Raw genomic sequence first — 13915 nt, 5'->3', positions numbered from 1 at the left:
GCGTCACCGTCGGACAGTTGGGAGGATGACCGCCATGTCGCTGCCACGGGTCGAGCCCGACACCAAGGACTGGACGTGGGTGCTCCGCGAGCCCTGCCCCGACTGCCGCTTCGTCGCCGCCGACGTGCCGGTCGAGGCGCTGGCCGAGGCCCTGCGCGCCAACGCCGGTGCCTGGCCGGCGCACCTGGCGGGGCCGCACGCCCGGACCAGGCCGCGGCCCGACGTGTGGTCCCCGCTGGAGTACGCCTGCCACGTGCGTGACGTGCACCGCGTCTTCGACGAGCGGGTGCGGCTGATGGTCGAGGAGGACGAGCCGCGCTTCGCCAACTGGGATCAGGACGAGACCGCGGTCGAGAGCCGGTACGCCCAGCAGGACCCGGCCGTCGTCGCCGAGGAGCTGGTCGACGCCGCCGCGGTGGTGGCCCGGCGCTACGCCGCGGTCGCGGGCGACACGTGGCAGCGGCGGGGGTTCCGCAGCGACGGGAGCGAGTTCACCGTGGCCAGCCTGGGCCGCTACCACCTGCACGACGTGGTGCACCACGCCCACGACGTCGCCGTCGCCGCGAAGGCCGCGACGGTGGCGGCGTACGACGCCTCGGCGTCCGCCTACCGCGACGGCAGTGTCACCATGCCCGCGACGGTGGACGAGGTGCTGCGCCGGTTCGCCGCGCGGCTGCCGGACGGGGCCCGGGTGCTCGAGGTGGGCAGCGGGCCGGGCCGGGACGCCCTCGCGCTGGAGGCGCTCGGAGTGAGCGTGCGGCGCACGGACGTGTCCCCGGGGTTCGTGGAGCTGATGCGATCGGCCGGGCACCGCGCCGAGCTGCTGGACCCGGCCACCGACGACCTGGCCGACCCCGAGCGCAGGGGAGCGGCGTACGACGGCGTGTGGGCGAGCGCGTGCCTGCTGCACGTGGCCCGGGCCGACCTGCCGCTGGTGCTGGGGCGACTGGCCGAGGCGACCCGCCCCGGAGGTACCCTCCACGTCTCGCTCAAGGAGGGCGACGGCGAGGTCTGGTCCACCCACGGCAACGTGGCTGCTCCGAGGCTGTTCGTGCTCTGGCGCGAGGAGCCGCTGCGGCGGGTGCTGGAGGGCGCCGGCTGGTCGGTGGACGAGCTCCGTCGTCACGACGGCCTGCGAGGTGACAGGTGGCTCGGCGTGCTGGCCACCAGGAAGGACGCATGAGGCACACGGAGTTCTGGGCCCGGATGGAGTCGGCGCTGGGGGTCGCGTACGCGCGCTCGTGGGCCGACCAGTTCGTGATGGGCGACCTCGGCGGCCGCACCGCCTCGGAGGCGCTGGACGCGGGGGTCCCGCCGAAGGAGGTCTGGGCGGCCGTCTGGCGTGCCCTGGACCTGCCGCCCTCCGAGCGGTGAGCGCTCCCGACAGCCCGACGGCGGCACCTGACCACCTGGCCGCCGCCCAGCGGCGGACGCTGGTGACCCTGGTGGTGGCCCAGGCGGTGGGTGCCATGGGCATCACCATCGGTATCGCGACCGCCTCGTTGCTGGCGCGCGACCTCTCCGGCTCCGAGCAGCAGGCCGGCCTCGCGCAGACCTGCCAGGTGCTCGGCGCCGCCGTGGCCTCCTACCTGCTGGCCCGGCTGATGTCGCGCCGCGGCCGTCGGGTCGGGCTGGTCCTCGGGTACGCGCTCGGCGCCGGCGGTGCGGTGCTGGCCGTGCTCTCGGGCGTGGTCGGCTCGATGGCGCTGCTGCTGGTCGGCGCGATCCTGCTCGGGGCCACGACCGCGGCCAACAGCGGGTCCCGCTACGCCGCCACCGACCTCGCGCTGGCCCAGCACCGGGCGCGGTCCCTGTCCACGGTGGTCTGGGCGTCGACGATCGGCGCGGTGGCCGGGCCGAACCTGACCGGGCCGGCCGGGGCGTTCGCCCGGCAGCTCGGCATCCCGGAGCTGACCGGACCGTTCGCGCTGGGCAGCATCGGGATGGTCGGCGCCGCGGTCGTCATCGCCGTGTTCCTGCGCCCCGACCCGCTGCTGCTGGCCCGCGAGGCCGCCGGCGTGAGCGCGGCGGCCCCGTCCGGGACGTCCTGGAGCCGGGTCGTGGGGGCGGTGCGGGAGCGCCCCGTCCTCGCCTACGCCGTGGCCGGCCTGGCCGCCGCGCACGCGGTGATGGTGTCGGTGATGGTGATGACGCCGCTGCACATGGAGCACGGCGGAGCCGAGCTGCGCGTGATCGGGATCGTCATCAGCGTGCACGTGCTCGGCATGTTCGCGTTCTCGCCGCTGGTCGGGATGGCGGCCGACCGCCAGGGCCGGGCCGTCACTCTGGCGGTCGGCGCGGTGCTGCTGGCGGTGTCGCTGGTGCTGTGCGCCCAGTCCCCGGAGGGCAGCTCCTGGCAGATCTTCTCCGGCCTGTTCCTGCTCGGGCTGGGCTGGTCGTTCGCGACGGTGTCGGCCTCGACCCTCATCGCCGACCACGCCCCGCTCGACGTGCGCGCGGACGTGCAGGGAGCCGCCGACCTGGTCATGGGCGTGACGGCCGCGGCGGCCGGCGGCCTGGCCGGTGTCGTCGTCGGCACGTGGGGCTACGCCACGCTCGCCTGGCTGTCCGCGGCGCTGGTGTCGGCGGTGGTGGTGTCCGCGGCCGGTTCACGCCGGCTGGCAGAGTGACGGCCATGAGCAGCAGCGACCCCGTGGGCATCGCCGTCATCGGCGGCACCGGCTTCTACTCCTTCCTCGACGGCCCCGACGAGCGGGTGGTCGACACGCCGTACGGCGCCCCGTCGGCGCCGATCGCGGTCGGGACCGTCGCGGGCCGACGGGTGGCGTTCCTGCCGCGGCACGGGACGGGGCACGAGCTTCCGCCGCACCGGATCAACTACCGCGCGAACCTGTGGGCCCTGCGCTCGCTCGGCGTCCGCCAGGTGCTCGCACCGTGCGCCGTCGGCGGCCTGCGCGACGAGGTGGCGCCCGGCGACGTGGTGGTGCCCGACCAGCTGGTCGACCGCACCAGCGGACGTGTCCAGACCTTCGTCGAGTCCGGGGCGGTCCACCTGCCCTTCGCCGACCCCTACTGCCCCCGGCTCTCCACGGCCGTGGCCGCCGCCGACCCGGCGGTCGGGGTGGGCGGCACCATGGTCGTGATCGAGGGCCCGCGCTTCTCCACGCGCGCCGAGTCGCGCCACTACGCCGCCCAGGGCTGGACGCTGGTCAACATGACCGGCCACCCCGAGGCCGTGCTGGCCCGCGAGATGCAGCAGTGCTACGTGCCGATCGCGCTGGTCACCGACATGGACGCCGGCGTCGAGGTCGGCGCGGGTGTCGGGCAGGAGGAGGTCTTCACGCGGTTCCGCGCGAACCTCGAGCGGCTCAAGGGGCTGCTGACCCGCACCATCGAGCACCTCCCCGGATCCGACGGGTGCACCTGCTCGACCTGGGCCGACGGCATGGAGCTGACCTACGAGGTGCCGGGGACCCGGGCGTGAAGGTCCTGCTGACCGGATCCGCCGGCTTCATCGGCACGGCGGTCGGCGCGGCCCTCGAGGCGGCCGGCGACGAGGTCGTGCGGGTCGACCTGATGCTGGACAAGGCACACGGCGCCACCGAGCCGCCGGTCGGCACCCATCGGCTGGACGTCCGCGACGCCGGCGCCTGGGGCGACCTCCTGCCTGGCGTGGACGCGGTGTGCCACCAGGCCGCGGTCGTCGGGGCGGGGGCCACGGTGGCCGACCTGCCCGACTACGCCGGCCACAACGACCTCGGCACGGCGGTGCTGCTGGCCGCCATGCACGAGGCGGGGGTGGGCCGGCTGGTGCTGGCCTCCTCGATGGTGGTCTACGGCGAGGGGCGCTACGCCTGCGCCGAGCACGGGGTGCAGTCGCCGCCCCCGCGCGCGGTGGCGGCCCTGGAGAGCGGCGACTTCGACAACCACTGCCCGCGGTGCGGCGCCGCGCTCGGGTGGGAGCTGGTCGACGAGGACGCACGGCTGGACCCGCGCAGCTCCTACGCCGCCAGCAAGGTCGCGCAGGAGCACTACACCTCGGCCTGGGTGCGGCAGGCCGACGCGTCGGCGGTGGCGCTGAGGTACCACAACGTCTACGGGCCGGGGATGCCGCGGGACACGCCCTACTCCGGCGTCGCGGCGATGTTCCGCTCCAGCCTCGAGCGGGGCGAGGCGCCGCGCGTGTTCGAGGACGGCGAGCAGATGCGCGACTTCGTGCACGTCTCCGATGTTGCGGCGGCCAACGTGGCGGCGCTCCGCGCGGTCACCACCGATGGCCCCGGCCGGTTCGCGGCGTACAACGTCTGCTCGGGCGAGCCGGTCCCGATCCGCCGGGTGGCCGACCTGGTCGCCGCAGGCACCGGCCGCGACATCGCGCCGGAGGTCACGGGTGGCTACCGCCTCGGGGACGTCCGGCACATCGTGGCCTCGCCGGAGCGTGCCCGGGCCGGGCTCGGCTTCTCCGCGGTGGTGCGGCCCGAGCAGGGGCTCCGCGAGTTCGCCACCGCGCCGCTGCGGGCGTGAACCCGCCGGCCCTACCGAAGTCTCGGTAGGTCTCCGCCCGATCGCCGCGGCGTCCGACAGGTCGGCCTAGCGTCGCACCACAGGCAGGACGTGAATTCCTTGGCGAGGGGAGCCGGTCATGTCCGTTCGGGTGTCAGCCGCCATGCTCGTGAGCTCTGCGGCGCTGCTCGTGGGGTCGGTCCTGGTCTCGGGTGGGCCGCACGCCTCCGGAGCCGGGCCTGACAACACGCCACCGACGCTGCGGGTCACGCCGCAGTTCGAGGTCGGCGGTCAGGTCACGCGGCTCGGCGGCTACGTGTGCGACGACGAGGGTGAGTTCACGCGCGTGCCCTACCTCGTGAAGTACTCCGCGTCGGACCCGTCCGGAGTGCAGCGCTTCAACCGCTGGGAGATCGACGGCGAGGGAGAGCCGGGCAGCAGCTTCTTCTGGCCCAGCTACGAGGACGACCCCTGGCGCGACACGCTGACCGACTACCGCGCGGAGTGTGGTGGTGGGATCCCGGAGCCGTCCGGGTGGGCGGTCACGGCGTACGACGGTGCCGACAACGCGAAGTACGTCGCCTCGGGTGTGGCCCAGCCGCACGTCTACCAGCAGAACGGCGTGTCCGGGGCCCTCGAGCCGGACTCCGTCCCCATGACCAGGACCGGCACCTGGACGACCTCCAGCTGCACCTGCGCCTCCGGTGGGTCCCAGATGTCCACCACGCAGGCCGGCGCCACTGCGACGTACACGATGACAGCCCGTGCGGGCGGCGCGGAGCTCGCGCTCGTCATGGCCCAGGGGCCCGGTCGGGGCAGCTTCCAGGTCCGGGTGGACGACACGCTGGTCGCGACGGTCGACTCCCGTGCCGCCACGAACCGCAACCGCGTGATCGTCTGGCGGGGGCGCGTCGCAGCCGGCAACCACACCCTCGCCGTACGCAACCTGGCGACCACCGGGCGGCCGCGCATCGACGTCGACGCGGTGCTCAGCCACTCCTAGCCGCCGTCGACCCAGATCGCCGACCTCCCGGCGGCCAGCCACCCGAGACGTCGTACGCGCCGGCCGTCGGGACGACCAGGACGTATGACGTCCCGGCGGCGCGAGAGGCGCTCACCAGCTGGTGTAGAGCAGGTGCTGCACGACCAGCGCGGTGACGAGCTGGAGCGCGAGGCCGGGCCGGCGCCAGCGCTCGGGGAGGGCCACCACCGAGAGCAGCAGCCACGGCACGAACGGCAGCCAGATCCGCTCGACCTCGGCCTTGCTCATCCGGGACAGGTCGGCGACCAGCACCACGACCGCGAAGGCGGTGACCAGCACCACGACCTGTCTCGGGGTCTCGCGGACCCGGGTCACGAGGGCAGCGAGGCCGGCGCCGAGCAGCGGCCCGGCGCAGATCGCCAGCGCGGCGAGATCGCCCCACAGCCAGTACGCCGCGGGCCGGTCCGCGGCGATGCCGTCCCAGTAGCGCTCGTTGAGCACCGGGTAGGCCTCCCAGAGCGCGAAGCCGCCCAGGGCGAAGGCGAGCACGACGGCCAGGGCACTTGCGGCGGCGACCGGCAACGGGCGCCAGGACCGGGCCAGCCACAGCACCGCGAGCGCCGGCAGGCCGAGCAGCACGAGGCCGTAGGACATCAGCACCGCCGAGCCCAGCAGCAGCCCGGCCGGCACCGACCAGCACACCACCGGTCCTGCCCCGCGGGCGGTCGCCGCGAGCGCGAGCGTGGCGAGCCCCCAGGCGGCGACGGCGGCGAACAGCGCGTCGGCCGAGACCGCCATGAACACCGCGGCGGGCGCGAGCACGAGGTACGGCGCGGCAGTACGCGCGGCCGCCTCGGCGCCGAGCGCGCGGAGGCAGACCAGCACCGCGACCGCCGTGCTCGCCGCCACGACGGTCACCACCAGGCCCGCGGCCCAGTCACCGCCGAGCCCGACCCGGTCCAGGCCCACGAACACCAGCAGCGCCCCCGGTGGATGGCCGGCGACGTGCGTGGGCCAGTTGTCCGGCGCCGCGTACGGGATCCGGTCCACGAACTCCCGCAGCATCGCGGTCACGTCGGTGGTCGCGCGTGCCGTCGGCAGGTACTCGTCGTCGTTGCCCAGGACCCGCGAGATCCCCGAGGACCCGTCGACGTACGCGAGCGCGAGCAGCCACGCCAGCCCGGCGGCGTACGACGTCGCGAGCAGCCCGCGCCAGGGCAGTCGTTGCGACAACGAGCCGGCCCACCGCCAGGCGAGCAGGGCCAGCACGACCGCAGGCACCGTGCCGGGACCGGCGCCCGGGTCCCAGAACCCGTGCAGCGGCGGCAGGACGCGGTCGCCGTGCAGCCGGGCCCTGACGTCCCAGTCGAGCAGCGGCGGCACGGCGAGGGCAGCGGCCACGAGCACCAGGGCAGCGCCGAGGCCGACCCACGGGGCGACGGCCCGGCGGGTGACCGTCGGCGCGCGCAGCTCGGTCGTCGCCATGCCCGTCACCCTAGGGTGCCCCGAACGCGCGCTGCCTCGGCGGTCACCCGGGGCAGGTGGCGTGACGGTCGCGTCCGGGGAAGAACTGATCCCACTCCGACGCGGTGAGGTCACGGCCCGCGATGGCACAGGCGCGCTCGGTCCAGGTCTCGGTGCGGGTGTCGGCGGTCCAGGTGCGGCCATCCGCTGCGGCGATGACGAGGCCCGAGCTGTCCTTGCGGTAGGTGATCGAGACAGGTCCGGTGTCGGCGGGCAGCGGGAGGCTCGAGAGGTACTCGCCCGTCCTCCCGTCCCACAGCGAGACCCGGTCCGCCCGGACAGCGGCGACCTGGCTGCCGTCGGGTGCGTAGTCCCGGTCGGTCCCCCACGGGGCGCCGGAGTCCGGGCCTGCCCAGGTCAGGGACGTGGCGTCCATCAGGCGCAGGTTGCCGGACGCGTCGGCCGTGGCGAGGACGGAGCCGTCCGGGGAGTACACCCAGGAGCGCGCCTGCGCGGGGAGCGTCCCCGGCGGTGCGGTGCCGAGGACCTTCCCGTCGGAGGGGTCCAGGCGGACCAGCGACCCGTCGGTCCGCAGCGCCGTCACGGACCCGTCGCTCGGGTGGGCCAGCAGGCTGGCGATCCCGGTGCCGAGGGGAACGGGGTCGTGCGCCGGTCTCAGGGTGTCCGTCTCCAGGGTCTCCAGACGGCCCGTGCCGTCCGGGAGGTAGAGCATCGTGCCATCGGGAGCGAACGCCACCGGCAGCAGGTCGGAGTAGTGCCGCCGGTGCGCGAGCTCCCGGCCCGTCTGGGCGTCCCAGACCCTGATCGTCTCGTCGGCATGCCAGGTCAGGAACCTGCGCGCATCCGGCGACCACCGCGAGCCCCACAGCTCGGGAAGCCTGCGGGACGGGGCCGTCCTGCGGCCGTTGCCGGTGTCGACGAACCACAACCGGTGCGCCTGCATCCTCGCGAGCACGCGTCCCGTCGGCCCGGGCAGCGAGAAGTCGTAGCCGCGTTCCTGCAGCCGTCCGGTGTCCTCGCCCAGGACCAGCACCCCCGGGACGGTGCTCACCCGCCAGGTCATGAGCAGGTCGTCCTCCTCGACGTCCACGCCGGACGTCGTGTACAGGGAGCGGTCGTCCGGGGACCACTGCGCGTCGACCAGGCCGCCGTTGTCGGGGACGAAGCGGTGCAGGAGCTCGCCGGTGCGGGCGTCGCGGACGACCGCGCTGTCACCCGTGACGATGACCAGCGACCTGCCGTCGTGCGAGTACGTCGCAGACTCCAGGTCGATCCCGCGGATGGCGGGCTCGCGGGGTCGCAGGGTGTCGGCGTCGAACCGGAGCACCCGGTCTCCCGTGGTGACGGCGAGGCTCGACCCGTCGGGGCTGAGGTCCAGTCCGCCGCCCCGGTAGCCCGCGACCACGTCCGGGCTGACCGCGAGCAGCCGGCCCTTGTCGACGTCGTAGGCGCGCACCGGCCGCGGTCCCCTCATCGCGGCGTACAGCCGGCTGCCGTCGTGGTCGAGGGCGACGTCGGCGTACTCCGGGACGCTGGTCCTGAAGAGCGGTCGCGCGGGGTGCGCGAGGTCCCAGACCGTGGCGGTCCCGAGCCGGGTGAAGCGATGGGTCTGGCGGTCCCAGTGCTGGACCACGGTGGCGAGCCGCCGGCCGTCGTCGCTGAAGTCCAGCGCGTACTCGATGCTGCTGCCCTCGGGCAGCCCGCCCAGCTGCCGCGCCGACAGGGTGCCGCCCGGGACGTCGTAGAGCCGGAGTGGCCGGTCGTCGATCCTCGGGGCCCGCCCCTGCCGGTCGGGCCGCCACTGGTTCACGGCCACCGCGAGCTGGTGGCTGTCGGGGGAGAAGCCGACGATGCTCGAGGGCGGGGTCGTCTCCTCGAAGTCGACCCGCTCGAGGGTCCGGGCGTCGAACAGCCGGGTCTGGTGCGTCGGCATGCCGACCGCCACCCAGCGTCCGTCGGGGCTGACCGACAGGGAGACCGTCGCGCCACCGACCTCGCCGACGCGCGAGACAGGCCCGGCCCGGGTCAACGCGGCGGCCAGGTTGTCCCGGGCCTGCGCGGACGCGTCGACGCTGCCGGCCTCGACCGCGAGGAGCAGGGAGGTGGCGAGGTCCTCCTGCTCCGCGGCCCGGGCGCCGGCCCGCCGGGCCTCGGCCAGCAGGGCGGCCGCCTGCCTGCGCTCCCGGTCGAGTCCGGCCTGGTGGGCGGACCGGACCGCCAGGACGCCGGCGACCAGGGCCAGCACCAGGAGCACGCCGAGCCCGGCGAGCGCGCCGCGCAGCCGCCGGCTCGCCCGACGCTCGCGAGCGGCCCGGGTCTCCGCGGCGCGGCGCTCGGCCGCGGCCAGCGCGACCGCGGCGTCGAGGAACGCGTTCTCGGTGTCGTCGAGGTCGGGTGCGGCCCGCTCACGCCACTCCAGCGTGCGCGTGAGACGGATGCCCCGGTAGAGCTCGCTGTCGGGGCGACCCATCGACTCCCACGCCTCGGCGGCCCCCGCGAGGTGGCGGAACAGGCGTTGCCCGTCGACGTCGTCGTCGAGCCAGCCGCGCAGCCGCGGCCACACCCGCACGAGCGCCTCGTGCGCGATCTGCAGGACGTCCCCGTCGATGCTCACCAGCCGGGCCTCCACCAGCAGCTCCACGAGCCGCGCGTGGGCCGCGTCCACGGCCACCTTGCTCCGGGGGACGCGGGCCCTGACCGGGTCACCGTCCTCGGTGGGCGTGACCAGCCGGAGCAGGAGGCTGCGCAGCCGGGTGCGCTGGGTGGCGTCGATGGCGTCGTAGAGCGTCTCGGCGGACCGGGTGACCGCTTGCCGGATCCCGCCGGTGTCCCGGTACCCCGCGACCGTCAGCGTCGGACCCTCGCGGCGTTCCCAGGTCTCCCGGAGCACGTGGGAGAGCAGCGGCAGCGCGGCCGGCTCGCCCTCCACCTCGCGGACCAGCAGGTCGACGAGCCCGGGCTCGAGCCGCAACCCGGCCCGGCGGGCGGGACCCTCGATCGCGCTGCGCAGGCCGGCCTCGCTCAGCGGCCCCAGGAGGTACAGGCCCTCCTCCAGGACCCGGGCGATCTCCGGGTACGGCGCCAGGTCGCCGAGGTGGTCTGCCCTCAGCGCCAGGACGAGGGGACCACCGGCCCCCACGTGCACGGCGAGCGCCGCGAAGTAGCGCGAGCGTTCCGCCGGGTCGGCGCAGAGCGTGACCGCCTCCTCGGCCTGGTCGACCACCAGCACCTGCCGCCCGCGCGGCTTCAGATCGACGATGGAGTCCATCGGGTGCGTCCCGGGGGAGGTGACGAGGACCGGGCGGTCACCGCCCAGGAGGGCCGCCACCACCCCGGCCCGGACCAACGACGACTTGCCCACGCCGGAGGGCCCCACGACCGCGAGGGTCCCGGCGTCGCGCAGCCGCCGCAGGCACAGGGCGACGTCGTCCTCCCGGCCGAAGAAGGTGTCGGCGTCGGCGGCGTCGTACGGCAGCAGGCCGCGGTAGGGACAGATGGTGCTGACCTCGGGAGCGGTCGCCGGGGACAGGGACGGGTCCTGCCGCAGCAGCTGGGCCTCGAGGGCGACCAGCTCGAGGCCGGGATCGAGACCGAGCTCCTCGGCAAGGATGGTCCGGGCACGCGTGATCACCCCGAGCGCCTCGGCCTGGCGGCCCGACAGGTGCAGCGCGCGGGCCAGCAACGCCCAGCGTCGCTCGCGCAACGGCGACTGCGCCGCCAGCGCACGGGCCCGCTCCAGCACCTCCGTCGGCCGGCCCGCCTCGATCTCGGCCTCGACCAACAGCTCCTCGGCGTCCATCCGCAGGCCCTCGAGCCGGGTCGTCTCCACCCGCCCGGGCTCCCACTCCTCCAGGTCCGGCACCGGCCGGCCGCGCCACAGCTGCAACGACTCCCGGGCCAGGTACGACGACCGCGCAGGGTCGCCGGCCGCGAGCGCGTCCCTCGCGCGTTCGAGCAGCCGCTCGAACACCTTGTGGTCCAGCTCGTCCTCGGCGAGGGCGAGACGGTAGCCGTGGGCTGCGGACACGATGGCGCCGCTGCCCAGCTGCTTGCGCAGGCGTACGACGCAACCCTGCAGCACCTTCGTCCACGTCGCCGGCAGGTGCGCGCCCCACAGCGCGTCGGCAAGGGCCTCGGTCGTGACGGGCTCACCGGCCCGCACAACCAGGGCCGAGAGGACCACCCGGTCCCTCGGGCTGAGCCCGTTCTCCCGGCCGTCGACCCGGAGCGGGCCGAGCACGGCGACGCCCATACCTCGACTGTCGACCCGGTGACGGCGCCCGTCAACGGCGTCGTTACCCGGTCGACACCGCTGCGGAGCCCGACCGGAACCGGTCGGGTGGAGAAACGGGATCGACCACGTTCCTCGACCTGGAGGTCATCATGACCGGACATGCGACGCAGGGCATCCTGCCGCTCCTGGCGGCGGCCTCGCTGCTCATCACCGCCTGCAGCGACGACAGCTCGAGCGTGACGAAGGAGAGGTCCCCCACCACACCCTCGTCCAGCGCGCCGGGCGACAGCACGCACCCGTCCTGGGAGCTGCTCTCGAACGAACCGGAAGGCGTGCCGCTCGCGGCCGGGACCTACGGGCTCACCCCGGGCGCGTCGTCCGAGCACGTGGCTGTGGTCCAGGCTCCTGGGGGATACGAGGCGTACGGGGGCTGGACGTTCGTCACCGGCGAGGAGCAGCCCCGCGCACTGTTCCACGCCGTGGGGATCCTGACCGCCGACCAGGTCTATCCCGACCCTTGTGCCTCCACGCGCAGCAAGGCCGCGATGCTGAGGGACCCCGGTCCCACGGTGGCAGACCTCGCCGAGGCCCTCGTGGCCCAGCAGGGGGTGACGACGTCGACGCCCCGGCCCGTCACGCTCGACGGGCACCGAGGCCTGTACCTCGACTATGAGGTGTCGAAGGGGGTCGACGTCAGGGACTGCGGCGACGAGGCCTTCGACATCTTCGGCAGCGCCGCCGGCGCTTCCTGGTATCTCGAGGCCGCGCGTGAGCGGGCTGCCATCTGGATCCTCGACGTCGACGGCGAGCGCCTCGTCCTGTCCTGGGTCGCCTTCCCCGGAGTGTCCGACAGCGAGCTTGACGAGATGACCGCCATGGCCGAGTCGGCCCGCTTCGTCGAGTCGGAGTAGCCCGGCCATGTCCGCAGGGCCTCGCGCCCGGGTGGGTCTGGGTGCCGCGTTGTGCGCCATCGCCCTCGTGGCCGGCGCCACCGTGCCGGTCGGGTCCGACGTCCGCTCCGGGGCAGCGAGCCCGCGCCGGCCCGAAGCGAGCGCCGACCGGCCGGCCCCCGGCCACGCGCGAGGGGCGGGCGGTCCGCACGGCACGGTGACGCTGGCCTTCGCCGGCGATACGCACTTCCAGCTCCAGCTGGCGGCGCTGCTCGACCACCCGCGCGGCGCGCTCGGGCCGATGGCCGGCCCCCTGGCGGCAGCCGACCTGACGATGGTCAACCTGGAGAGCGCAGTGGCCGAGGGAGGCACCCCGGACCCCAAGGAGCTCGAGGAGCCCGCCGACCGTTACTGGTACCGCACCTCCCCGAGAGCCCTGGTCGTCCTCGAGCGGGCCGGCGTCGACGTCGTCACCATGGCCAACAACCACGGTGCCGACTACGGGGCGGCCGGCCTCGCGGAGACTCTGCGGGCGCGCCGGGACGGCCCGGTCGCGGTGGTCGGAGCTGGCCGGAACCGTCGGGACGCCTTCTCGCCCTACCGCGTGTCGGTCCGCGGCACGGACTTCGCGTTCCTGGGCGCCGACGCCTCCGCGCGCGAGGGTTCCAGCAGCGTGTGGGCGGCCGGACCGCGCACCCCCGGCCTGGCCGCCGCCCACGCCGCCCGGCCCCGTGCCCTCCTCGCCGCGGTCCGAGCCGCCGACCGGCACGCCGACGTGGTCGTCGTCTACCTGCACTGGGGCGAGGAGGAGCGCGGCTGCCCCACCCACCGGCAGACGGTCACGGCGAGGGCCCTCGCCGGCGCAGGTGCCGACGTCGTCGTGGGCAGCCACGCGCACGTCCTGCTCGGCTCGGGCTGGCTCGGCGACACCTACGTCGACTACGGCCTCGGGAACTTCGTCTGGTATCACGACCACCACCCCGAGACCGGCGTCCTCCGGCTCGAGGTCCGCGACGGCAGGGTCGTCGGGGACACGTGGATCCCGGCGCGGATCCGCTCCTGGGGACGGCCGTACCCGCTGCGGGGTGCGGACCGGGCCGCTGCGAGCGCCGACTGGCGACGCCTGCGCGACTGCACCGGACTCGCGGCCGTCCACCTCCCTCTGGCCGACCACGTGGTGCCCGGCGACGGCCCGGCGCCGCTGCCGGCGTACTCGTGGTCCGGACGGCGGATCGGGCCTGGCCTGCTGGGCCGGCTGCGGTTCAGCCACCGACCCGGGTGCCCCGTCGCGGTCGGTGAGCTTCGCTACGCGCGGATGACCTACCTCGGCTTCGACGGCCACGCCCACACCGGCGAGCTGGTCGTCCACCGGCACTATCTCCATCAGGTCGTCATGGTCTTCCGCCAGCTGTACGACGCCCGCTGGCCGATCCGACGCATGCGCCTCGTCGACGACTTCGGCGGCGAGGACCAGCGGTCCATGGCTGCGGACAACACCTCCGCGTTCAACTGTCGTCGCGTCGCGGGCAGCCGCTCCTGGTCCGCCCATGCGTACGGCGCCGCCATCGACGTCAACCCTGTGCAGAACCCTGACCTGACCGGCGCCCGGGTCGCCCCGCCCGCCGGGCGGCGCTTCGCGACGATCAGGCGGTCACCCGGCGCGCATCCTCCACCTGGCGTGATCACGGCCGACGGGCCCGTGGTGCGGGCCTTCGCCCGGATCGGCTGGGAGTGGGGCGGCCGGTGGTCGACGGGCAGGGACTACCAGCACTTCGCCGCTCCCGAGCTGCCGGGCAGGTCGCGCGGCTACGACCCCGCCGTCACGACTCCGTAAGCATTGACGCCCCTGCGGGCACGCCT

The 13915-nt window shown here is 74.9% G+C and carries 10 protein-coding genes; 8 read left to right on the top strand and 2 right to left on the bottom strand.

Going from position 1 to position 13915, the window contains the following annotated elements; translation table 11 throughout:
- The first annotated feature begins 34 nt into the window (after positions 1–34).
- The 6 genes from ACFO9I_RS17445 (at position 35) to ACFO9I_RS17420 (ending at position 5467) form a co-directional block, all read left to right on the top strand.
- Complete coding sequence (locus ACFO9I_RS17445) at positions 35–1183, top strand: class I SAM-dependent methyltransferase (protein WP_379183134.1); 1149 nt, start codon at positions 35–37, stop codon at positions 1181–1183.
- The gene (locus ACFO9I_RS17440; RefSeq protein ID WP_379183132.1) at positions 1180–1374 is read left to right on the top strand and encodes a DUF3046 domain-containing protein; all 195 of its coding nucleotides are present in this window, start codon (positions 1180–1182) and stop codon (positions 1372–1374) included. Before ACFO9I_RS17445 ends, ACFO9I_RS17440 begins: the two co-directional genes overlap by 4 nt.
- Positions 1371–2630 (top strand): MFS transporter, encoded by a 1260-nt coding sequence (locus tag ACFO9I_RS17435; protein WP_379183130.1) that lies wholly within the window; start codon positions 1371–1373, stop codon positions 2628–2630. Before ACFO9I_RS17440 ends, ACFO9I_RS17435 begins: the two co-directional genes overlap by 4 nt.
- Positions 2631–2635: 5 nt before the next feature.
- Positions 2636–3445 carry an S-methyl-5'-thioadenosine phosphorylase gene (locus ACFO9I_RS17430; RefSeq protein ID WP_379183128.1) on the top strand — a complete coding sequence of 270 codons (810 nt, stop codon included), beginning with the start codon at positions 2636–2638 and terminating at the stop codon, positions 3443–3445.
- Complete coding sequence (locus ACFO9I_RS17425; protein ID WP_379183126.1) at positions 3442–4485, top strand: NAD-dependent epimerase/dehydratase family protein; 1044 nt, start codon at positions 3442–3444, stop codon at positions 4483–4485. The genes ACFO9I_RS17430 and ACFO9I_RS17425 overlap by 4 nt, the downstream gene beginning before the upstream one ends.
- A gap of 118 nt (positions 4486–4603) precedes the next feature.
- On the top strand, positions 4604–5467 hold the full coding sequence (locus tag ACFO9I_RS17420) for a hypothetical protein (protein ID WP_379183124.1): 864 nt from the start codon (positions 4604–4606) through the stop codon (positions 5465–5467).
- Between the two features lie 111 nt (positions 5468–5578).
- On the opposite strand, the gene ACFO9I_RS17415 is transcribed toward ACFO9I_RS17420, so the two are convergent.
- The gene (locus ACFO9I_RS17415) at positions 5579–6931 is read right to left on the bottom strand and encodes a hypothetical protein (protein WP_379183122.1); all 1353 of its coding nucleotides are present in this window, start codon (positions 6929–6931) and stop codon (positions 5579–5581) included.
- 43 nt (positions 6932–6974) lie between these two features.
- Entirely contained in the window at positions 6975–11183 is a 4209-nt protein-coding gene (locus tag ACFO9I_RS17410; protein WP_379183120.1) for a BTAD domain-containing putative transcriptional regulator, read from the bottom strand.
- A 131-nt stretch (positions 11184–11314) separates the two neighbouring features.
- Between ACFO9I_RS17410 and ACFO9I_RS17405 the strand changes: the two genes are divergently transcribed.
- Positions 11315–12076 (top strand): hypothetical protein, encoded by a 762-nt coding sequence (locus ACFO9I_RS17405; protein ID WP_379183118.1) that lies wholly within the window; start codon positions 11315–11317, stop codon positions 12074–12076.
- A gap of 7 nt (positions 12077–12083) precedes the next feature.
- A complete protein-coding gene (locus tag ACFO9I_RS17400; protein WP_379183117.1) occupies positions 12084–13889 on the top strand; it encodes a CapA family protein in 1806 nt (601 codons plus the stop codon).
- Positions 13890–13915 lie beyond the last annotated feature (26 nt).

The organism is Nocardioides sp. GCM10023255 (assembly GCF_042653125.1).
GTDB lineage: Bacteria > Actinomycetota > Actinomycetes > Propionibacteriales > Nocardioidaceae > Nocardioides.
The sequence above is the reverse complement of the archived record's forward strand: the minus strand, read 5'-3'. Positions and strand labels throughout refer to the sequence as shown.

Excerpts from the sequence above, each read along its gene's own strand:
- ACFO9I_RS17445 (WP_379183134.1), top strand. The coding sequence starts at position 35 with ATGTCGCTGCCACGGGTCGAGCCCGACACCAAGGACTGGACGTGGGTG.
- ACFO9I_RS17440 (WP_379183132.1), top strand. The coding sequence starts at position 1,180 with ATGAGGCACACGGAGTTCTGGGCCCGGATGGAGTCGGCGCTGGGGGTC.
- ACFO9I_RS17430 (WP_379183128.1), top strand. The coding sequence starts at position 2,636 with ATGAGCAGCAGCGACCCCGTGGGCATCGCCGTCATCGGCGGCACCGGC.
- ACFO9I_RS17420 (WP_379183124.1), top strand. The coding sequence starts at position 4,604 with ATGTCCGTTCGGGTGTCAGCCGCCATGCTCGTGAGCTCTGCGGCGCTG.
- ACFO9I_RS17415 (WP_379183122.1), bottom strand. The coding sequence starts at position 6,931 with ATGGCGACGACCGAGCTGCGCGCGCCGACGGTCACCCGCCGGGCCGTC.
- ACFO9I_RS17410 (WP_379183120.1), bottom strand. The coding sequence starts at position 11,183 with ATGGGCGTCGCCGTGCTCGGCCCGCTCCGGGTCGACGGCCGGGAGAAC.
- ACFO9I_RS17405 (WP_379183118.1), top strand. The coding sequence starts at position 11,315 with ATGACCGGACATGCGACGCAGGGCATCCTGCCGCTCCTGGCGGCGGCC.
- ACFO9I_RS17400 (WP_379183117.1), top strand. The coding sequence starts at position 12,084 with ATGTCCGCAGGGCCTCGCGCCCGGGTGGGTCTGGGTGCCGCGTTGTGC.